We start from the raw sequence: 20,821 nt of genomic DNA, 5'->3' as shown, positions 1-20,821 counted from the left end.
CCTTAGCGAACGCCAAGGCCCATCTGCATTAACGTCTTGCGTACGGGCGGCAGGGAATAGAGCGCGCTCAGCCCCATGGCCCGTGCATCGCGCAACGGACGCGCCTCGATCATCGAGGCGCGGTTCAACAGGTCGATGCCCTTGACCCGCATTTCGACCTCGGTATGGCGGGCCTTGTGATAAGCGTCCAGCATCTGAGCGTCGCCCAGCCCTTCGGGGCGGGCCTGTGCCAAATCCAGCAGGCAGCGCAGATCACCCAAAGACATGTTCAACCCCTGAGCGCCAATCGGCGGCACCACATGCGCGGCCTCGGCCATCAAGGCAATGCGTTCGCCGGACAACCGCTCGGCAGACTGGCTGATGATGGGCCAGATCGTCCGACGCGACGCCAGCTTCAATGGGCCAAACAACCCGCAGGACCGTTCGGTCATTGCGGCCTCAAATGCTTCAGGCTCGAGGTTCATAAGGTCGATGGCCTTCGGACCTCGCTCCATCCAGACAATGGCTGAGGACGGCTGCCCGTGCCAATCGGGTAAGGGGACTAGCGTGAACGGCCCGCCCGATCTGTGAATCTCGGTTGAAACGTTTTCATGCGGAATGGGGTGGGTCACCGCAAATGCCAGCGCTTTTTGCCCGTACCGTGTTGTGTAAACCGATATTCCTGCGGCTTCGCGCATCGGTGAATTGCGGCCATCGGCTGCGAGAACCAGTTTACACTGGACGCGGCTGCCATCGCTCAGCCCAACGCGGGCTTCGGCGGTGCGGGTGAACAGGCTGGTCGTACCGGTGCCGGGGCGGAAATCGACATTGGGAAGGTCTGCCAGTCGCGCCACCATTTCCCGGCGCAGAAGCCAGTTGGGCAAGTTCCAGCCAAAGGGCTGATCGGAAATGTCGGCGGCATTGAAATCACGCACAACGCGCGGTTCGGGCACGTCGCCGCCTGCATCCACGATGCGCATGATTTGCAAAGGGGCCGCGTGGGCGTCCAGGCGCGCCCAAAGCCCGCACTGTTCGAGCAATCCGTGCGCAGGCTGAAGAAAGGCAGTGGTGCGCAGGTCCGATCCGTCCACATCCCGCTCAGTGATCGGAGGGGTCGGGTCCACGCAGATCACGTCAAAGCCTGCTGTTCCGAAAACCGCTGCTGCGGTCAGGCCGGCGATGCCGCCGCCGGAAATCAGGATGTCACAGCTATCAGTCATGGCGCCTCTCATCGGTTTGGGCAGAACCTAGTTCGGTTCGACCCCAAGCGCCAAGTGACATCCTGTCCCGTGCCTCAGCCCCGCGAAATCAGGACGAGAATCAAAAACATCACCGGCACCATCATCAGGGCAGGTATGAAGAGACCGGGTAGGCCGAACAACATGATGGAACAGCCCCACATGCTGAAAATCGCACCGGCGGTGTAATACAGATCTTCGGCCTTGCCATTGACCGCATCGCGGGCCAGCCACCCGAATACAGGGATTGCAAAGAAAAGGCGCTGCCAAATCGGCAGGCGGCCGGTCATCTCGATCGCGGTCATTTAGGTCTCCATCTGTTCGTCGCTGATGTGCATATAGGGACGAGGATGCAGGTGCAGAATGTGCGGATCGTCGCAGTGTGACAGCCTATCGCAGGCGGGCCAGAAACGCCGTCAAATCGTCCGTGTGATGGTGGATGTGATCGGCGTCATGCGGGTCAGGTGCCACGTGCACAGTCCGCATTCCCATCTCGTGCGGAGCCGCCAGATTGCGCGGATCATCCTCGAACATGGCGGCTTGTTCAGCCAGAATCCCATCCTGTGCAAAGATCGCCTCAAAGGCTGCTTTTTCGGGCTTTGGCCGATAGCCTGCATGTTCCACGCCATAGATTGCATCGAACAGTCCGGAAAGGCCGCGCGCCTCAAGCACCCGTTCGGCGTAAGGAGCGCTGCCGTTGGTATAGACAATACGTCGCCCGGGCAGGGCGCGTATGTGGTCGGCCAAGGCCGCATCCGGGTCCATATGGCTCATGTCCACCTGATGGACTGCGTGCAGATACGGGTCGGGGTCCAGATCATGTTCGGCCATCAAACCGGCCAGCGTGGTGCCGTATTCGCGCCAGTAATGCGCCCGCAAACGGTCCGCTTCGGCCTGCTCTACACCTATCGCCCGCATGACATAATCCGTCATCAGAACTTCGATCTGATCGAACAGACGCATGTGTGGCGGGTACAGGGTGTTGTCCAGATCGAACACCCACTGTGTGACATGAGAAAAAGCCGGTTTGACCATAAGCAGGGTGTAGGGCGCGGGCGCGATGTTTTCAATGCTCTACTTGATCGTTCCCCCTTTGGACGGATAGACATGTCCGAACGAGGAGACAATGAACCCCATGAGCCAGACCCGATCCCCCACCAAGGATGCCTACAGCCTGATACTCGAAGCTATTGATGTGGGTGTCTACAAGCCCGGTGATCGTCTGGTGGAAAGCGAGCTGGCCGAACGGTTCGGAGTGTCACGCACGCCGATCCGCGAAGCGCTGCAACGGCTTGAGACCCAGTCCCTGCTGGAACGGGACGGGCGGTCGCTGATCGTTGCCTCGCTGGATCACAACCAGATGGCTGAGCTGTATATCGTACGTCGGGAACTGGAGGGGTTGGCTGCAAGCCTTGCGGCCAAACACGCGACCGAAGAAGAGATCAAAGTTCTGCAAGAGATGGTCATCGAAGATGACAAGCTGGTTGATGACCCATCAGCCTTGTCGCGCGCGAACCGGCGCTTTCATGAGCAGATCCATCTGGCTTCCCATAACCGCTATCTGGTGCAGCAACTTGATCTTGTGCACCGGACAATGGCCCTGATGGCAACGACCTCACTGGCGGTGCAGGGGCGTGGAGAAATCGCCCAAAGTGAACATAAGGGCATTGTCGAAGCCATTGCCGCAAGGGATGAAGAGGCAGCGGCTCGAGCGCTGAAGGATCATATCTCGATCGCGTTCATGACGCGGCTGAAACAGGACGCAAGCCTGCGCGACAAATAAGTATCAGGCCAGCGGCTGATCTTCGCTGGCTTGCCCATGTTGGGTTTTGTCCCAGAAGAAGGGATTGGTTGCCAGTTCCCACAAAGCTTTGTAGGCGGCAACCACCCCCAACGGGTAGTACAGAGCCATGGTTGGAACCCAGGGCAACAAAAAACGCCGTTCACGCGCCCAGACGGCAAGACATCCGACGCAAACACTCAGCGCTTCGGTTGTCAAAAACAGAATTATAAGTGCGGTAGCTACCAGTTGTGGAACAACTTGCGCCATTGGATTAACCAAACCCAGCGTCGACAGCCAGAAAAGCCACAACACAGGGGCCAGTAAGAATTGCCCCAACGTGCCCAGAAAAAACGCCTGAAACCCTAGAAACTGCGCGACACCCAGATCGCGCAGCAGTTTCTTAGGGGATCGCATGTGCACAAGATACGTCACCATGAAACCTTTGAGCCAGCGTGAACGCTGCTTTACCCAAGGCCAGGCGCGAAAATTTGCTTCTTCATAAGTTGTGGTGTCCACCAGTTCGGTCCGGTATCCGGCCCGGCACAGCCGCACGCCAAGATCGGCATCTTCGGTCACGTTGTGGGCATCCCAGCCGCCCAATTTCAACAGCTTGTCTCGACGAAAGAAAAAGGTGGTCCCGCCCAGTGGAACGACAAGTCCCATACGCGCTATTCCCGGCAGGATGATGCGAAACCAACTGTTGTATTCGATAGTGAAGCAGCGAGAGCGCCAGTTTGTGCGCGGGTTGTAGTAATCAAGGCTGCCCTGAAGACACACGACCTGCGGAGCGGCCTGCGTGAAATGCGCGACCACCCGTTCGATCTGATCCGGTTGCGGCGCGTCTTCGGCATCCCAGACGCCAACAAAGTCGCCTCGGCAAAAGTCCAAAGCATAATTCATGGCACGTGGTTTGGTGGTCAGCCCGCCCAATTCGGGCACCTCGACGATCCGCATCCAACTGGGCAGATCCACTTGCGCCAGAGTTGCGCGCGTGACTTCGTCTTTTTCTTCCAGGACCAAGATGACGTCCAGAAGCGCCTTGGGGTAGGTCAGTCGTTTCAACCGGTGCACAAGCGCATCGGCAATCTCGCGCTCTTTGTACAGTGGCACCATGATTGACACGCAGGGCTGTCGTAACGGGATGGCTGCATCAGACGCTTCTGGCTTTTTTTGAAAGGAATGACGCAGATAGGTCAAAGCCCCAGCGGTGCGAAGAACAGCGAATAGAACCAAGGTTCCCACAGCTGCGGTCAGCAGAACAGCCAACCCTAACTGCGGGAAAGTGGCGAACAGAACAACAATACCAAGGGCAGTCAGGCTTGGCGCAATGCGCGACCCGACCGTCCAGTTGCGGCAGCTCTGTTCGGCGTCGACCCGTGTCTCCGCAGCTTCGGCCAAAGGGCGCGAAAACTGCCGGGCAATTGTGCGGTCGATCTGATCAGAGGCCGCAAGCACGGGAATAATCGTGTAATCGCAATCCTGCATGTCGTGAGAAACATCTGGAAACCGATCCGGACGGGCAGTCGCAACCAACAGAAGCGGGCCAACGCGCATCCACGGTATAACGTTGTGTTTCAGCCAAAAACCTACCGGTTTCAGGTCGCACAGCCCTGGCATGGGCGGGATCTGTTCCAGGTTCGCAATCTGCCAACCAGACTGGACAGTCAAGGCGTGCAGGACGTCTTGCCGGGTGGCAAATCCTTCACCCACTAAAATTTCACCCAAAGGCGCGTTTTGCTGGGATTGCAAATGCAAGGCGTGGTCAAGTTCCGACTGTGTCAGAGTTCCGCCTTCTACCAGACAGGTGCCCAGCGGTTTTCGAAATCCGGGGGCTGGGATTGGAGACGCGGTTGTGAAATTTTGGAGATTAAGCTCAATCATAAAAAGAACCCTGGCACAGTTACCCGTGCTCAGGGTTGTTCAATCAAGGTTAACGTGCCGTTAACGCTGCACAGTTTGAGTGTTATGCGCTTTGCTTTTTCTTTTCCATGGCATCGGCGAAGCGCTCAAACAGATAGAAACTGTCCTGAGGTCCCGGGGACGCTTCCGGGTGATACTGAACCGAATAAACAGGCCGGTCTGTCATGCGGATACCGCAGTTCGAGCCGTCAAACAGCGACCGGTGGGTCTCTACAACGCCGTCTGGAAGGGACTGAGCATCAACTGCAAAGCCGTGGTTCATCGATGTGATCTCAACTTTGCCGGTGTCCAGATCCTTGACCGGATGGTTCGCACCATGGTGGCCGTGGTTCATCTTGACCGTCTGGCCGCCCAAGGCCAGCGCTAGCATCTGGTGGCCAAGGCAGATGCCGAATACAGGCAGATCGGTGGTGTCCAGAATCTCTTTGATCATCGGTACGGCGTATTCCCCGGTCGCCGCCGGATCGCCAGGACCGTTCGACAGGAACACACCATCAGGCTGGTGGGCCAGCACTTCGGCAGCAGTTGCCGTTGCAGGTAGAACCGTCACATCACATCCCGCGGACGCAAGGCAGCGCAGAATGTTGCGTTTCGCACCGTAATCGACAGCTACAACCTTGTGCGCAGGGGCTTCTTGACGCGTGTACCCGTCAGGCCAGGCCCAACGCATTTCGTCCCAGCGATAGCTTTGGGCACAGGTTACGTCCTTGGCCAGGTCCATGCCCTCCAGGCCGACAAATCCACGAGCGGCTGCTACCAGTGCCTCGATGTCAAAATTGCCCTCGGGGTCATGAGCCAGAGCGACATGCGGCGCGCCTTGCTGGCGGATGGCACGCGTCAGGCGACGGGTATCGACGCCGCCGATGGCGATGCGACCGCGACGGGCCAGCCAGCCTTTAAGCTCTTCGGCCGAACGCCAGTTCGAAGGCTCGGTCGGGTCCCATTTAACGACCATGCCTGCAGCAACCGGATCATTGGTTTCGTCATCTTCTGGGTTCACGCCGACATTGCCGATATGCGGGAAGGTGAATGTCACGATCTGACCGGCATAAGATGGGTCGGTCATGATTTCCTGATACCCGGTCATGGCTGTGTTAAAGCACAACTCGGCCACTGTTTGTCCGGCGGCACCAAAGCCTATGCCGTAAAACAATGTCCCATCGGCCAATGCCAGACATGCGGTGGGCTTGGACGGGGCGTTCTGGGCCATGGCGCGACTCTCCTGCAAGGTAAACCGGCGCATACCTAAGGGGGTTGGGCGCTTGGGTCAAGTCTGTTCAAATTTTTGGCTATTGTTGTTTTTCAATGACTTAGGGGTATTCGCTCCCTGTTGTGTCAGGCTTTTTGTTTAGATATGGTCGGGGTTCCGTTGTCATGGGGATGGACAAACCAAATGGACATGCGATCACGGGTGAATGCCGCCCTGAAGCAAGCAATGAAGGACAAAGCAGCCGAGCGTCTGTCGACGTTGCGGTTGATCAACGCGGCCATCAAGGACCGCGATATCGCGGCGCGCGCCTTGGACAACGAAGAAGTCAAAGGCTGCGGTGACGCTGAGGTGCTTGAAATCCTTGGTAAAATGACCAAGCAACGCAAAGAAAGCGCGCGTGCCTATGAAGAAGGCGGCCGTTTGGATCTGGCCGAACGCGAGATGCAGGAAGTTGCGGTCATCGAGGAATTTCTGCCCAAGCAGCTGGATGATGACGAGGTGTCAAAGGCGATTCAGACTGCGATCACCGCAACCGGGGCCGGATCCATCCGAGACATGGGCAAAGTCATGGGCGAGTTGAAGACTCGTTACACCGGACAGATGGATTTTGGCAAAGTTGGCCCGATGGTCAAAGATCACCTCTGCGCCGCATCAAATGGCAACTGCTGAGACATCAAAATGAACGATGACCTACTGCGCGACCGGTTCGCGCAGTCTTGTGCTGAGTTCGTCATACAGCGTTATCCGCTCATCTTCCGATAAAAACGAACCGATCTCGACCTCGCGCCCATCTCCAACAAGCGTGACATAGTGGGGGACGGGTCCACCTTTCTCGTGCATTTCCGTCCTTGCCCAAAAGCGGTTGCAGGACCATTCCTGCTGGTCTTTGCCGGGTGTGTAATGCACCAGATGCGCTTGCGTATCAGACAGCGTCAAAACCTCGAAAACGCTGCGTGCGCGATAGTTGGTCTGAATGGCCAGCCAAAGGCCAAACACCGTGATCAGAAGAAAGGGTAACAGCCCCCACAGAACCACGGACCCCAGCATGGCCAGCAAGGGGATCAGGCCAAACAGGAACACCGAAAGTATAGTGATCATAGCTCCGCGCGGAGGCAGAGAGTTGTGCGGCCACAGGCGCAGCTCTTGTTCCGTTTCGGACGTCTGATTCCATGTATACGGCATATCGCGAACATAGCGCAGGACGTTCTTATGTCGACGGGTTTTGATCAGATGACGTGCCCGACACGGGCCCAGGACAGGGCATCGTCCAAACGGTCATCTCCCCAGAACACTTCTTGCCGGACAACAAAGCTTGGCGCGCCAAATACACCCAGTTTCACGGCCGTTTCCGTTTCAGCCTCAAGCGTTGCAATGACGTCTGCGCTGCGGGCTCGTCCCAGCGCCAAGCGTGGATCTTGTTGACAGCGCAACAAAGCCTCGGACAGGGCGCTTTCGCTTCCGGCTTCGATACCTTCCTCGAACCAGATGCGGTACAAAGCCTGGGTAAAGGATTTGCCCCATCCTTCTTTCATTCCCAGAACGGCGACCTGATTGGCCAAAGCCAAGTCTGAGACCGGGTAGGGCGCGGGCAGTTTGGCATGAATGTGGTACTTGGCACAGCGCCGCTCAATGTCGCGCCACATATAGGCTGATTTCACGGGTTTGCCTGCAAAGGGAACGTTCTGCTGGGCCGACATGATAGTGCGCACGTTGAAGGGGCGCCAGTTTACGGTGGCGTCGTGTTCGGCACACCACTCATCCAAACGCATCACGGTGAGGTAGGTATAGGTGCTGCCGATAGAGTACCAAAAGTCGATTTCAGGCATAGACGACCCTCCGGCTGTCTTGCCTGCATATGATACCTGATTTTGCTGCAATTGGCGAACGTGAAGCACGCGCAAAGAAAAACCCCGCCACTTGGGCGGGGTTTCTTTGGATCATGTTGGGGTTAGTGCGCGTGGCCCTTGTCCCAGTCTTCCTGCTTGGGCAGCTGCTCGAACGTGTGTTCGGGCGGCGGCGAGGGCAGGGTCCATTCCAGTGTGTCGGCGTATTCGTTCCACGGGTTCGGACGCGTCTCTTTCGCGCCACGGAACAGGGCGTAGAACACAATGCCGAAGAACAGCAGGAACGAGGCGAACGAGATGAACGCACCAATCGACGATACGAAGTTCCACTGGGCGAATGCCTCGGGGTAGTCGATGTAGCGGCGCGGCATGCCTTGACGGCCCAGGAAGTGCTGCGGGAAGAAGGTCAGGTTGGCGCCAATGAAGAACATCCAGAAGTGAACCTTGCCCCAGAACTCGGAATACTGACGGCCTGTCATCTTCGAGAAGTAGAAGTACACGCCAGCGAAGATCGCGAAGACAGCACCCAAGCTCATCACGTAGTGGAAGTGCGCCACGACGTAGTAGGTGTCGTGATAGGCACGGTCGACACCAGCCTGCGACAGAACCACACCGGTCACACCACCAACGGTGAACAGGAACAGGAAGCCGAAGGCAAACAGCATCGGAGTTTTGAACTCGATGGAACCGCCCCACATGGTTGCAATCCACGAGAAGACCTTAACGCCTGTCGGAACCGCAATGACCATCGTGGCCAGCATGAAATAGGCCTGCTGACGCAGCGACATGCCAACGGTGTACATGTGGTGCGCCCACACGACGAAGCCCAGAACACCAATCGCGATGATCGCCCAGACCATCGGCAGGTAGCCGAAGATCGGCTTGCGCGCGAAGGTCGCAATGACGTGGCTGATGATGCCAAAGCCGGGCAGGATCACGATGTACACTTCCGGGTGGCCGAAGAACCACAGAATGTGCTGATACAGGATCGGGTCACCACCACCGGCCGGGTCAAAGAAGGTGAAGCCAAAGTTGCGGTCCATCAGCAACATGGTGATCGCGCCTGCCAGAACCGGCAGCGACAGCAGAATCAGCCACGACGTGACGAAGATCGACCAGCTGAACAGCGGCACCTTGAACAGGGTCATGCCCGGGGCACGCATGTTCAGGAAGGTGGTGATCATATTGATCGCGCCGAGGATCGAGGAGGCGCCCGATACGTGCACGGCAAAGATCGCAAGGTCCATGGACATGCCGCCCTCGGTCGTGGACAGCGGCGGATACAGAACCCAGCCGACGCCTGAACCAAGCTGGTCGTTACCACCGGGGCTGAGCAGCGAGGCCACACCCAGCGACGTACCGGCGACATAAAGCCAGAAGGACAGGTTGTTCATCCGCGGGAACGCCATATCCGGCGCGCCAATCTGCAACGGCATGAAATAGTTGCCAAATCCGCCGAACAGGGCGGGAATGACCACGAAGAACATCATCAGAACACCATGATAGGTGATCATAACGTTCCACAGATGCCCGTTGGGGGTACATGGGTCGGCCATGAAGCCTTCCAGACACATGTACTGAACGCCCGGGTGCATCAGCTCGAGCCGCATGTAAACGGTCATCGCCACCGAGATCAGACCGGCCAAGGCCGAAACGATCAGGTACAGAATCCCGATGTCCTTGTGGTTGGTCGACATGAACCAGCGCTGGAAAAAGCTGCGCTCGTCTTCATGGTCGTGACCATGAATGGCTGCGTCTGCCATTATAGGTGCCTCCTGTTGCAACTACACCGCGCAGTCGGACCTCTCCAACGCGCGGGATTCCTGCTGGTTTTAGATTGCGAAGAGAGCACCTTCAATGGCCGAGTTTGATCTGGATCAAGATTAATTGTCGCGGGCAGGGGGTTGCCGCGCGATTTTCAGGCCTCGAACGGCATCTATCTGGGGATGCTCGCCCGGTTTTCAAGCCATAAGCACCGGGTTGAAAAATGCGCTTGGCAGATATCCGCCTTGACCGTCATGAACTGGCGTCTCAGAACTACGCCAACACCCGCAATCCGGAGACTGAATATGGCTGACTACGATCCAGACAACATCTTTGCCAAAATCCTGCGCAATGAGATCCCCTCGACCCGTGTGTACGAGGATGACGAGACTCTGGCGTTTATGGACATCATGCCGCGATCCGATGGTCATTTGCTTGTGATTCCGAAAACCGCATGTCGCAACGTACTGGATGCCACGCCCGAGCAACTGGCGGCGGTGATGAATACCGTTCAGAAAATGGCGCAGGCGGCCAAGGCGGCATTTGATGCGGATGGTGTGACGATCCAACAGTTCAATGAAGCAGCAGGCGGGCAAGAGGTCTTCCACCTTCATTTTCACGTTCTGCCGCGTCACGAAGGCGTGTCGATACGCCCGCCGGGGAACATGGGCGACTTCGACCAGATCGCGCAGCACGCCGAAAAGATCAAAGCTGCTTTGTAAAGCTGGGCTTCAGTTTTACGCCCGCGACGGATTTTTGACCGGCACTTTTTAATGAGTGCGAAGTTCAGTCGTCCATCAGGTAGGGGGAAGAGAATTGCCGTTCCGATTTGGGGTCGGAACGGCAGACTCGTAACCAAACACTTCTCGGATTTCGAGGGCGAGCCCTGGATCACCGGTTAACATACCACTCACTCTTGATTGGCAGTTTCATATTACTCGTTAACTGCCCCTTTGTATCTAAAAGAGTTAAAAATTACCTAAAGAAACCGATAAACCCAGGGCATTCAGGGTTAATTGCGTAAGGCATCGGAAACAGAACCATTCGCCTGAGTATATTGTTTTGATGCTTGCGCGCTAACACCGATTCGCCTTTCGGTTCGATGGGGTTTTCACGCGTCTTTTGAGCCAAAGACCTCAGTAAACGTCTTCTCCAAAGCTGCATCAAGATCAGCCATGGTCACAGGAAGTCCCAGGTCAACCAGAGAGGTCACGCCATACTCGGTTATGCCACACGGCACGATGCCTGAGAAATGCTCCAGATCCGGTTCCACGTTAACCGAGATGCCGTGAAAGCTGACCCATTTGCGCAGGCGCAGGCCGATGGCCGCGATCTTATCTTCTGCTGGCTTGCCGGTCACTGTCAGCGGCTTGTCATCGCGGCGGACCCAAACACCAACGCGCCCGTCGCGAATCTCACCGTGTACATTGAATTCCGCCAGCGCCGAGATCACCCAGGTCTCCAACTGCTTCACAAACTGGCGTACGTCGCGTCCACGTTTGTTGAGATCCAGCATGACATAGGCCACACGCTGACCGGGCCCGTGATAGGTGTATTCACCGCCGCGCTTGCTTTCATAGACCGGGAACCGGTCGGGATCGGTCAGGTCCTCAATCTTGGCTGAGGTGCCTGCGGTGTAAAGGGGCGGATGTTCCAGCAGCCAAACGCATTCTTCAGCGTAGCCACGCGCGATCCCTGCGACGCGGGCCTCCATGAAGGCCACGGCGTCGTCATAGCTGGTCAGACCATCGGTGATTTTCCATTCCATGCCGGCCTCATATCCGCCCATAGCGGTCAGGGGAAGGGGTCAGGCGGCCTCGGACAGGCATCGTTGCAAGACTTGCGCATAGGTTTCGGTCCCTTGCGCCCCAGTCAGCAGGTATTTTCCGCCAAACACCATGGACGGTACGCCGGAAATACCTCGGCTGGTCCAGAATTGCTGTTTCTCGCGAACGGGGCCCGTGTGTTGGCCACTTTCAAGCGCTTGCCGAGCAGCTTCCGCATCAAGCCCGACTGATCGAACGGCATCCAGCAAGACCTCAGTGTCCGAGACGTCCTTCTGCCGGGTAAAGTACGCATCAAACAGAGCAAGCTTCAGCGGGTGTTGTCGACCTTGCCCTTCTGCCCAATCCAGCAACTGATGTGCGGCAAACGTATTCACCATCCGGCTTTCGTCGCCGAAGTTGAACGTAAACCCCAGCTCTGCGCCAATCGACGTGAGCCTGTCCCGCGCTTGCTGGCTTTGTTCGGCGGTGGTTCCGTATTTCTCCATGATATGGTCGCGCAGGTTTTGACCTTCGCGTGGCATATTCGGGTTCAACTCGAACGGATGCCAGCGCAGCCGGGCCAAAACACCCATTTGCTGCAATGCTGTGTCCAATTGTTTGAAGCCAACAATGCACCACGGGCAAACCACGTCTGAAACGATGTCGATCTGTACAATAGGGCGGTTCTCGGTTGAGGTCATTTGCGGTTCCTGTCAGATCGGATGTGTGGTGATCATTCAGCTAGATAGGTCGGCTGCGCGGTAATTTAAACCAGAGCGTTTTTGCCTCTTCACATCGCGCGCGCCAACGTCTATACGCCGCTCTACTAAGTCACTGGCAGTGCGGTCGTGGCGGAATTGGTAGACGCGCAGCGTTGAGGTCGCTGTGGGGTAACTCCCGTGGAAGTTCGAGTCTTCTCGACCGCACCAATACATACCTTAATCCTTTGGCACGCTCACTTTCGCAAGCTGCCAGGCACGTGCGCTTCGGACACGGTTGTGACGTCTGAAAGGGCAACAAGCTGCTGCCCACTTGCATTGCCAATCCACGGCCCGTAACACAGCCCTGTTCAGGGATGCGAGCTATGCCCTTTCTGGGATGCGCTTATCCTGCATCTCTGAATGCCGGGGCCATGATTGCGGGATGCGTTGATGAGATTAGTCATTTCCACGATGAAAGATGAAGGCCCTTTCATTCTCGAGTGGATTGCCTACTACCAATCGATCGGTTTCACACATTTCATCGTCAACTCGAACGACTGCTCGGATGGTACGGATGCGATCCTCAAACGGTGTGAAGAGCTTGGTTTCCTAGCGCATATCGACAATCCGGGGCCGTGGAAACACGGGCCGCAAGCTTCGGCGTATGCCAACGCAATGAAACATCCCTGGTCTTCCGAAGCCGAGTGGATTCTGGTGTGCGATGTCGATGAGTTCTTTGATATCCGTGTCGGCGAAGGCACGCTGGACGACCTTTTCCGAAGGTTGCCGCACGCGGATGGTTTTGCGGCGCTATGGCAGATGTTTGGGCACAACGGGATTGTCGAGTTCGAAGACAAGTTCGTTATTGAGCAGTTCACGCGCGCCGGCGAGATGGGCATGGTCATGCCGCAGAATTTGCGCGCGTTCAAATCTCTGATCCGCAACAATGGATCTTATCGTTTGGTCAACACGCATCGACCGCGCGGTCCGATCAAGGGTAAAGTTGAAAACTTCGCTTGGGTCGATGGTGACGGCGATCCGCTGCCACCTGCAATGCGTCGGCGTGGCTGGGCGTTTACAACAACTGGTGCGGCCTTTGGAACTTCGTTGTTTCGTATGAACCACTATGCCGTCAGGTCCATCGAAAGCTATCTGATGAAGCGGCTTCGCGGGGATGTGAACACAACGGCGTTTCATCCCAAGATGGAGGCGACCGGACAGGCCTATTGGCACATGCATTGCTTCAATGATGTCGAGGAACGGTCAGTCCTGTCCAAGCTGGACCGTATGCGTCACGCATATGAACGCCTGTGTCAGGACGAAATCTTGCGAAACCTCCACGAACAGGCTGTTGAGTTTCATAAGTCCCGGATTGCCACGGTTCGCCAAACCGACGCCGCAAAGAGCTTTATTCGGAGGTATCAGAATTTCCGCAGCGGCCAGAACCTGAAAGCCTTGGATTTGGGGGTCCTGGAAGAAGCCAACACTTCGTTCGATGTGGAAGTGTACAAAGACCCCGAGGTCAGTTTTGCGCAGGTCGCGAAATGGAACCGGATCGGGCAAATGGCGATAATCTCGAACAATAAGACGCTGAATTACCCGTGGTTTGTTCGGCTTGATGCCCTGGACACGCCAATGGATTGTGAACAGGCTAAGACAGAACACGCCAAGATCACTGACCCGAAACAGGTCGATCTGCCGTTTGATCCCAGAGATCCCAGTTTTTTGCTGCAATCACCTAAGGAAGTTGAAAGAACGGCAAAGCAACGCAAGAAATTCCTGAAGTCGATCAGCGGAAAGAAATCCTGGGTCCTGATCGGGCAGGTTGAACCAGAAATCGTCCAGGAAATACTGGATTTGGGTACTGTTGCGCAATTGACCGTAATTGCGCCTTGGGGCTTGTCCTGGAACGGGTTTGCCTGCCCGGACACGACCCAAGATGAGGGCGCGAGGGCGCTTGACCGCGCGTTCTATGCGTTTCTCGAGTATTTCCGCGAGCCCATTCTGTCGGGAAAGTTGCGTGTGTACAGGGCGATGCCTGCCTTGATGTTGAAACTTTTCAAAGATCAAAGCATTGGCGTCGTCGTCATTCGTGGCGTTCGCGCCGAACGTGTTATGCTTCAATTGCTGAGACGGATAGACAGGGTGCTTGCGCCGGGTGGCAGCATCGCCTTCACGTCTTACAGGCGCGGCAAGGGGTCGTATTCGGGGATGTCTGCTGCGATCAACCGGTTCCTGGCGGGCAATGCCGGGTCCTACAGAATAACCAGCTTAGAGCCACCGTGGCTTGGGATCGACAAATTGCCCCCGCTCGATAAAGAATAACCCAAGCTTCTGGCTCTTGCGCTGTTGTCGTGGTAGCGATCTAGAAAAGAACAAAGTGGGGTGGTCGCATCGTTTTGATGCCTGCTTCGAACACAGAACGAGGTTGAGATGGCAAACGAACCCCAGATCATTGGTGCCGCGCCGGGGCGTAAGGAAAAGCCGCAGGCCGACAAGGCAACCAAGCGCAAGAACACCAAGGATGCAATCCGCCGCACGTTTCTGTCGCGCCTTCCAAAAGGAGGTGTCGCAGTTGAAATCGGTGTCTGGCAAGGAGAGTTCTCGCCGACCATTCTCAAACTGATTGAGCCCAGTCAGCTGTTTCTTATCGATCCTTGGAAACACATCGGGGAAGAGTCGCACACAACCGCATTTGTTGGCCGGACCGAAGACGAAAAGATGGAGGCCATCTTCCAGAAAGTGGTCAAGTCGTTCGAAAAAGAGATTGAAGAGGGCAAGGTCGGTATCATCCGGGATTTCTCGGTGCCTGCGCTTGAACTGTTTGATGACGAAAGCATCTCGTTTGCCTATGTCGATGGCGACCACTCTTATGAAGGCGTGACCGCCGATCTGGCGGCACTGTTTCCCAAGATCAAACCTGGTGGGATCATGGCCTTTGATGACTACCACCGACGGGGCTGGTGGGGTGATGGCGTCATCCGGGCGGTGAACGAGTTTCTTGGTAAGTATCCACGCGCGTTGCGCATCCGGGCAATTGCCGGTGCTCAGATCGCCATAGAAAAGATTGTTCCGCAGGATGACAGCAAAGGGCAGGCCAGTTAAGCGACGGGATTGAGTGGCAACGATGGTTAAGCCTGAAAAAATCCTCATCACGGCGATGAAGAACGAGGGGCCCTATATTCTGGAATGGGTCGCCCATCACAAGGTTTTGGGATTCGACCGGATCATTGTCTACACCAACGATTGTACGGACGGCACAAACCAGATACTTCGCCGTTTGCAGGACTTGGGCCATGTCGAGTTTCACAAAAACCGCGTTGGAACAGGTGGGATTCACCGGTCCGCTCTCAGACAGGCGCGCCGTCTGCCGGTCGTGAAAGAGGCCAAGTGGATTTACGTGGGCGACGCGGACGAGTTCCTGAACATTCACGTCGGCAATAACAAGCTGGACGACCTGATCGAAGCGACACCGGGGGTCGATGTCATCTCGATTCCGTGGAAGATTTTTTCGAACAACGGTAGGCACGTGATGCGTGATACGCCTGTGACGCAGCAATTCTTTGACGGTGAGTTGGACTATGAACAGGGTGGGGCAGGGCGCCGTTTTGTGAAATCCATGTTCCGGCAAGGTGAAGTTTATTTACGCTATGGGCTTCACAACCCTCATCCCCGGGCCGAGTATCAGGCGGCAGTTTTCCGTTCTGTGCCCGGAGGGCATGCCAAAGAACCCGCGCCTTTTGGCAATCACGTCTCGCCACCCTTTGGCTTTGAAATCGCGCAAATAAATCACTATGCGGTTCGGTCTACTCAAGCTTACCTGGCTAAACGAAGCCGGGGCAGGGCGAACCACTCATCTCAGACGCTTGGTACGGACTATTGGGATCGCTGGAACCGCGGCGGCGCAACGGATGAAACTATCCTGCGATACAAGGATGAGGTTGACGCGGTGTTAGAGGAGTTTCGAGCGGATGACCGGCTTAAACGGTTGCACAGAAAGTCTTTCCGCTGGCACAAGGCGCTGATCAACGATCTTCTGAAACAGCCAGATTACAACGAACTGTACCAGAAACTGCTGGCAAAACCGGCGGTGGAGTTTGTCAAAAAAGACCGCATTGTGCGGGAGCGGCTTTCGGCAGAGCCCACCCCTGCATCCGGTGAACAGACGCCAGAAACCTAACAGATCACCCCTCGGAGAAAAAACTATGGCTGCGGATCGCTCTCTCCCGACGATTGGGATGCTCTGGATGGAAGGCCGTCTGAGTTTTCTGGAACAGATGTGCATGCTGTCCTTTATCGAACAGGGCCACAGGCTGGTTTTGTTTCACTATGGGCAGGTCGAAAACGTACCGTCTGGCGTTGAATTGGTATCGGCCAACGAAGTGCATGAGCCGAAACAGTTCATCATGAACAACCAGTTCAAAACGCCGGTTCCGCAATCTGACATCTTCAGATTGCAGTTGATGAAAAAAACAGATTTCCTGTGGTGCGATACGGATGTGGTGGCGCTGTCTCCGATCCCTAAGGCCGATCACATCTTTGGCTACTTCAACAGGGACACGATCTGTAATGCCGTGATGCGGCTGCCCTCGGACAGTCCGGCACTGGGCTCGTATATTGAGTACAGCAATGATCCTTACCCGATCCGTCCCTGGGTCGAAGGTGATGAACGGGCAGAGCTTGAGCGGATGAAGCGCGCCGGCGAGTTGCCGCATGCTTCGGATCAGGAGCACAGCGTTTACGGACCGGGTGTCATGACATGGTATCTGCGCCAACATGACGAATTGAAACATGCCAGTCCAATCCCGGTGTTTTATCCGTTGCCGTTCCGTCAGGCCGGGCAAGCCAACGATATTCACGTCCGAGAGTTCAGAAAGACATACATCAAGGACGACACTCTTGCAGTGCACCTGTGGGGTCGCCGGATGCGGTGGTGGATCGCAAATGGCATCAAAAGGCATTCTTTCCTGGACAGACGCTTGCGAAACCTGGGCATCCGAGCAAGCGATGCGCCTCTGCCGCGCCATGGCAGAAAGGGGCCCAAACCGATCGAGTTTCCGGCCGACCTGCCCGCGTTACGGCCAACAACAGAAGACATCCGAAAAGCCACAGGCGGTGCAATGTCTACGGCCCTGCTGTCAGACAGAGAAGACTATTTGAAAGTCGCGCAGGCAGAGCTGGACAGGATCCAGTCTGACAATCTCTATGGTGTGAACGATCCGCCACGTCCGGGCCGTTTGCGTGGTTGGGATCATTACGGCAGCGAGGCTGCGCGTCTGAATGCGCTTGCCATGTCGCTGTTCAACTATGCCGAAAGCCACCGCCGTCTACCTGATCTCTGCGCGCCGAAAACCTTTTCCGAAAAGCTGTTGGTGATGAAGCTGTTTGGTGCAGTTCCCGACGCGTTTGTTGCAGAGCAAGACAAAACAGTGGAGCAGGTGCCGGACGGTCTGACTGTGCCGAGGCGTGTATGGCATTCACACATACCGACCCTGCCTGAAGCGCTTTCTGACGAGCCCGGTGAATACAGCCTGAAAGGCTCGGCCAGCGTTGCGCACAGGATTGGCGTGTCGCTTCCGCTGGATGACGCTGAGCGCGACGCGGCAAACAATCAGATGGCCGCGTGGCACAAAACCAAAACGCCGGAAGGGTTCTGGACCGGGGACTGGTGGCGCGTTACCCGGCAGCCCAACTATTGTCTTGAGGAAGATCTGACAGCCGGTGAACACACAGTCACCGATTGGAAGTTCTGGGTGATCGCTGGCTGTGTTCATTTGGTGCAGGTCGACCGTGACCGGGGGCGCGGACGCATTCAGATGCTGCACGACCGAGACTATACATTCCGACCAGATGAGTTGTTTTTCCCAACCAGTTCGGACACAGAGCCGCGGCCCGCGCAATTCGACGAGATGGTCGGGATCGCAGAAGCTCTGGCGCAAGACGTCGAATTTGCCAGAGTAGATTTGAGCTTGGTGGGGGAAAGGATCTGCCTGCGCGAGGTTACTCTGTCTCCGCTTGTCGGAAAACTGAAAATACGGTCAGACGCGCTGGATCAGCGATTGGGCGCGGCGTGGGTTGGTACGTCGTTGTTCCCGAACGAAAATTAAGCTGCATGCCAAATCTGGTATGGGGGCAAGGCGTTCGCCCTTGCTTACTCGACCACTATTTCCTGACGCAGCTTTCCGGTCGTTTTGTCAAAGATCAGAACACGGTTGTCATCCGTGACAACCGCGTACCAGTTAGAGCCGATGGTCAGCGCCTGGGCCTTCGCACCGTCCGGCAACTCGATCTGATCCGGAAGGGTGGGGGTGCGGTCCGATAGGCGGATGACAATCAGGGCGAATGTCACTAGAACCCCGCCAATCATCACCGCGGTCAACAGCATGACCATCCGCCTCAGCAATCGCAGCTGCGGTGTTTCCTGCGGTTCTTGGGGTTCGGAAGGGACAGTCATGGGCACCCGCCAGATTGAGTTTCAGATCGCGGCTGATCCGCCGTCACGCCTTGATAAGGCGCTTTCAAGGGATGTGCCAGATGGTGAAAACCTGTCGCGCACCCGGCTCGCGCGCCTGATCGAAGAAGGTGCCGTTCAGATCGATGGGCGCGAGGCGCGTGACCCCAAGGCAAAAGTTGCGGAAGGGGCACAGGTTACAATTGTCGTGGCCGAGGCCGAAGACAGCCATATCGGCCCCGAAGACATCCCGCTTGAGGTCGTCTTTGAAGATGCGGATGTGATTGTTGTGAACAAACCCGCAGGCATGGTCGTGCATCCCGCGCCGGGTTCGCCCAGCGGTACGCTGGTAAACGCGCTGCTGCACCATTGCGGGGATGATCTGTCAGGTGTTGGTGGGGTCAAGCGCCCGGGCATCGTGCATCGCATCGACAAGGAAACCAGTGGCCTTTTGGTGGTGGCAAAATCGGACGCTGCACACCACGGCCTGGCCGAGCAATTCGCAGCCCATAGTGTCGAACGGTATTACCGCGCCGTGTGCTACGGGGTGCCGGACGCAAACGATCCACGTTTGCGCGGTGTCAAAGGGGTCAGTTTCGAACCCGGCAACATCATGCGCGTGACCACGCAGCTTGCGCGGCACAAGACCGACCGTCAGAGGCAGGCTGTTCTCTTCCATGGGGGTCGCCACGCAGTAACGCGTGCACGGGTTGTTGAGAGTTTTGGTATACCCGCAGGGCTGGCCTTGATCGAATGCTGGCTGGAAACCGGGCGCACCCATCAGATTCGGGTCCATATGGCCCATGCAGGACATGGGCTGGTCGGAGACCCGGTTTACGGCGGCAAGCGCAAGCTGTCTGCCAAGGCCTTTTCGGTTTCGGCTGCTGAATTTGTCCGCGATTTCCCGCGTCAGGCCCTTCATGCAGCGGTTTTGGGGTTCGAACACCCGGTGACCGGCGAAAACCTGCGGTTCGAGGCCGACCTGCCGCAAGATATGAAATCCCTGATTGCAGGCCTGCGCACACCAGTGTCACAATAAGCAAAGTCCCGTGAGAAAGAGTTTCTTATCTTCCCTTAACAGAAGTTTAATTTCAGACTGATAGCAGCACCTCTTGAATAGGCAGGGTTCCTTACCCATATCCTATGTTAAAGACTTAAACATTTGTCGGAGGGACATCATAATGGCAAACTACGCAAATCTCCCCGCACCGACGCCCGAGGGCGGCCTGAATCGCTATATGCAGGAAATCCGCAAGTTTCCTCTGCTGGAGCCGGAAGAAGAATACATGCTGGCCAAGCGCTGGGTCGAAGAGCAGGATACTGAAGCCGCACATAAGATGGTGACATCTCACCTGCGTCTGGCGGCCAAAATCGCTATGGGTTATCGCGGCTACGGACTGCCGCAGGCCGAAGTGATCTCCGAGGCGAATGTCGGCCTGATGCAGGCGGTGAAACGGTTTGACCCTGAAAAAGGCTTCCGTCTGGCAACCTACGCCATGTGGTGGATCCGCGCCTCGATCCAGGAATATATCCTGCGGTCGTGGTCATTGGTGAAGCTGGGTACAACCTCGGCTCAGAAAAAGCTGTTCTTCAACCTGCGCAAGGCCAAGGCCCGTATCGGCGCGTTGGAAGAGGGCGACCTGCGTCCTGAAAACGTCAAACAGATCGCCAATGATCTGGGCGTGACCGAAGAAGAAGTCATCAGCATGAACCGCCGTATGTCCGGTGGGGATGCCTCGCTGAACGCGACCGTGGGGTCCGAAGGCGAGGGCACGATGCAATGGCAGGATTGGCTGGAAGATGAAGATGCCGATCAGGCGGGCGACTATGAAGCGCGCGACGAACTGGAAGCACGCCGCGAGTTGCTGACTGCCGCTCTGGATGTGCTGAACGATCGGGAAAAGGACATCCTGACTCAGCGCCGGTTGATGGATCAGCCGGTGACTCTGGAAGAGCTGAGCACGCAGTATAACGTCAGCCGCGAACGTATTCGCCAGATCGAAGTGCGCGCGTTTGAGAAACTGCAAAAGAAGATGCGGGACCTTGCCCGCGAAAAAGGGATGCTGGCAACCAGCTGACCTAAACACCAGCCCGCTATCTCTGCGGGCTGGTTTCGTTTTACCCCTTTGAAAATTCGTTATGGACCGTTGATCTATGTGACCGGA

20 protein-coding genes and 1 tRNA gene are annotated in these 20,821 nt (G+C 56.5%); 10 read left to right on the top strand and 11 right to left on the bottom strand.

The window, feature by feature from the left end; translation table 11 throughout:
• Window positions 1-2 precede the first annotated feature (2 nt).
• From ACXADZ_RS10675 to ACXADZ_RS10665, 3 genes are all read right to left on the bottom strand, one after another.
• Entirely contained in the window at window positions 3-1,199 is a 1,197-nt protein-coding gene (locus ACXADZ_RS10675) for a UbiH/UbiF family hydroxylase (protein ID WP_475196169.1), read from the bottom strand.
• 74 nt (window positions 1,200-1,273) lie between these two features.
• Window positions 1,274-1,522 (bottom strand): hypothetical protein, encoded by a 249-nt coding sequence (locus tag ACXADZ_RS10670; RefSeq protein ID WP_171091130.1) that lies wholly within the window; start codon window positions 1,520-1,522, stop codon window positions 1,274-1,276.
• Window positions 1,523-1,607: 85 nt separating this feature from the next.
• Window positions 1,608-2,252: a pyrimidine 5'-nucleotidase gene (locus ACXADZ_RS10665; protein ID WP_171669582.1), complete on the bottom strand. Its 645-nt coding sequence runs from the start codon at window positions 2,250-2,252 to the stop codon at window positions 1,608-1,610.
• A gap of 100 nt (window positions 2,253-2,352) precedes the next feature.
• Here ACXADZ_RS10665 and ACXADZ_RS10660 point away from each other — a divergent pair, with 100 nt between their 5' ends.
• Window positions 2,353-3,000: a GntR family transcriptional regulator gene (locus tag ACXADZ_RS10660; protein WP_171089400.1), complete on the top strand. Its 648-nt coding sequence runs from the start codon at window positions 2,353-2,355 to the stop codon at window positions 2,998-3,000.
• A gap of 3 nt (window positions 3,001-3,003) precedes the next feature.
• Here ACXADZ_RS10660 and ACXADZ_RS10655 read toward each other — a convergent pair whose 3' ends face one another.
• Window positions 3,004-4,881 carry a glycosyltransferase gene (locus ACXADZ_RS10655; protein WP_475196165.1) on the bottom strand — a complete coding sequence of 626 codons (1,878 nt, stop codon included), beginning with the start codon at window positions 4,879-4,881 and terminating at the stop codon, window positions 3,004-3,006.
• Between the two features lie 82 nt (window positions 4,882-4,963).
• On the bottom strand, window positions 4,964-6,130 hold the full coding sequence (carA, locus tag ACXADZ_RS10650) for a glutamine-hydrolyzing carbamoyl-phosphate synthase small subunit (protein WP_475196163.1): 1,167 nt from the start codon (window positions 6,128-6,130) through the stop codon (window positions 4,964-4,966).
• Between the two features lie 183 nt (window positions 6,131-6,313).
• Between carA and ACXADZ_RS10645 the strand changes: the two genes are divergently transcribed.
• Complete coding sequence (locus ACXADZ_RS10645; RefSeq protein WP_171089410.1) at window positions 6,314-6,799, top strand: GatB/YqeY domain-containing protein; 486 nt, start codon at window positions 6,314-6,316, stop codon at window positions 6,797-6,799.
• A gap of 21 nt (window positions 6,800-6,820) precedes the next feature.
• On the opposite strand, the gene ACXADZ_RS10640 is transcribed toward ACXADZ_RS10645, so the two are convergent.
• The 3 genes from ACXADZ_RS10640 to ctaD form a co-directional block, all read right to left on the bottom strand.
• A complete protein-coding gene (locus ACXADZ_RS10640) occupies window positions 6,821-7,312 on the bottom strand; it encodes a DUF2244 domain-containing protein (protein ID WP_171182731.1) in 492 nt (163 codons plus the stop codon).
• Between the two features lie 44 nt (window positions 7,313-7,356).
• Window positions 7,357-7,956 (bottom strand): DsbA family protein, encoded by a 600-nt coding sequence (locus ACXADZ_RS10635; RefSeq protein WP_475196157.1) that lies wholly within the window; start codon window positions 7,954-7,956, stop codon window positions 7,357-7,359.
• 122 nt (window positions 7,957-8,078) lie between these two features.
• On the bottom strand, window positions 8,079-9,737 hold the full coding sequence (gene ctaD / locus ACXADZ_RS10630) for a cytochrome c oxidase subunit I (protein ID WP_171089416.1): 1,659 nt from the start codon (window positions 9,735-9,737) through the stop codon (window positions 8,079-8,081).
• Window positions 9,738-10,043: 306 nt separating this feature from the next.
• On the opposite strand from ctaD, the gene ACXADZ_RS10625 reads away from it, so the two are divergent.
• On the top strand, window positions 10,044-10,460 hold the full coding sequence (locus ACXADZ_RS10625) for an HIT family protein (RefSeq protein WP_475196155.1): 417 nt from the start codon (window positions 10,044-10,046) through the stop codon (window positions 10,458-10,460).
• Window positions 10,461-10,849: 389 nt separating this feature from the next.
• Here ACXADZ_RS10625 and lipB read toward each other — a convergent pair whose 3' ends face one another.
• Window positions 10,850-11,506: a lipoyl(octanoyl) transferase LipB gene (lipB, locus tag ACXADZ_RS10620; protein ID WP_475196153.1), complete on the bottom strand. Its 657-nt coding sequence runs from the start codon at window positions 11,504-11,506 to the stop codon at window positions 10,850-10,852.
• 39 nt (window positions 11,507-11,545) lie between these two features.
• On the bottom strand, window positions 11,546-12,205 hold the full coding sequence (locus ACXADZ_RS10615; RefSeq protein ID WP_475196147.1) for a DsbA family oxidoreductase: 660 nt from the start codon (window positions 12,203-12,205) through the stop codon (window positions 11,546-11,548).
• A gap of 141 nt (window positions 12,206-12,346) precedes the next feature.
• Here ACXADZ_RS10615 and ACXADZ_RS10610 point away from each other — a divergent pair.
• The 5 genes from ACXADZ_RS10610 (at window position 12,347) to ACXADZ_RS10590 (ending at window position 18,312) form a co-directional block, all read left to right on the top strand.
• A tRNA-Leu gene (locus ACXADZ_RS10610) sits at window positions 12,347-12,433 on the top strand.
• Between the two features lie 222 nt (window positions 12,434-12,655).
• On the top strand, window positions 12,656-14,530 hold the full coding sequence (locus tag ACXADZ_RS10605) for a glycosyltransferase family 2 protein (protein ID WP_475196143.1): 1,875 nt from the start codon (window positions 12,656-12,658) through the stop codon (window positions 14,528-14,530).
• Window positions 14,531-14,638: 108 nt separating this feature from the next.
• Window positions 14,639-15,310 (top strand): class I SAM-dependent methyltransferase, encoded by a 672-nt coding sequence (locus tag ACXADZ_RS10600; RefSeq protein WP_171089425.1) that lies wholly within the window; start codon window positions 14,639-14,641, stop codon window positions 15,308-15,310.
• Window positions 15,311-15,332: 22 nt separating this feature from the next.
• Window positions 15,333-16,385, top strand: a complete 1,053-nt coding sequence (locus ACXADZ_RS10595; RefSeq protein ID WP_253762607.1) for a glycosyltransferase family 2 protein — start codon at window positions 15,333-15,335, stop codon at window positions 16,383-16,385.
• Between the two features lie 25 nt (window positions 16,386-16,410).
• Window positions 16,411-18,312 carry an ATP-grasp fold amidoligase family protein gene (locus ACXADZ_RS10590; protein WP_475196132.1) on the top strand — a complete coding sequence of 634 codons (1,902 nt, stop codon included), beginning with the start codon at window positions 16,411-16,413 and terminating at the stop codon, window positions 18,310-18,312.
• A 44-nt stretch (window positions 18,313-18,356) separates the two neighbouring features.
• Here the strand turns inward: ACXADZ_RS10590 and ACXADZ_RS10585 are convergent, their stop codons facing one another.
• The gene (locus ACXADZ_RS10585) at window positions 18,357-18,659 is read right to left on the bottom strand and encodes a DUF6476 family protein (protein WP_171089432.1); all 303 of its coding nucleotides are present in this window, start codon (window positions 18,657-18,659) and stop codon (window positions 18,357-18,359) included.
• Here ACXADZ_RS10585 and ACXADZ_RS10580 point away from each other — a divergent pair.
• Together ACXADZ_RS10580 and rpoH are read left to right on the top strand one after the other, a co-directional pair.
• Complete coding sequence (locus ACXADZ_RS10580) at window positions 18,658-19,695, top strand: RluA family pseudouridine synthase (protein WP_475196124.1); 1,038 nt, start codon at window positions 18,658-18,660, stop codon at window positions 19,693-19,695. The two genes, ACXADZ_RS10585 and ACXADZ_RS10580, sit on opposite strands and share 2 nt — an antisense overlap.
• 142 nt (window positions 19,696-19,837) lie before the next feature.
• Window positions 19,838-20,734 carry an RNA polymerase sigma factor RpoH gene (rpoH, locus tag ACXADZ_RS10575; protein WP_171089435.1) on the top strand — a complete coding sequence of 299 codons (897 nt, stop codon included), beginning with the start codon at window positions 19,838-19,840 and terminating at the stop codon, window positions 20,732-20,734.
• Window positions 20,735-20,821 lie beyond the last annotated feature (87 nt).

The sequence above is a fragment of the Ruegeria sp. ABM4_193 genome (genome assembly GCF_056158705.1).
This window is presented reverse-complemented; position numbering and strand designations above follow the sequence as displayed.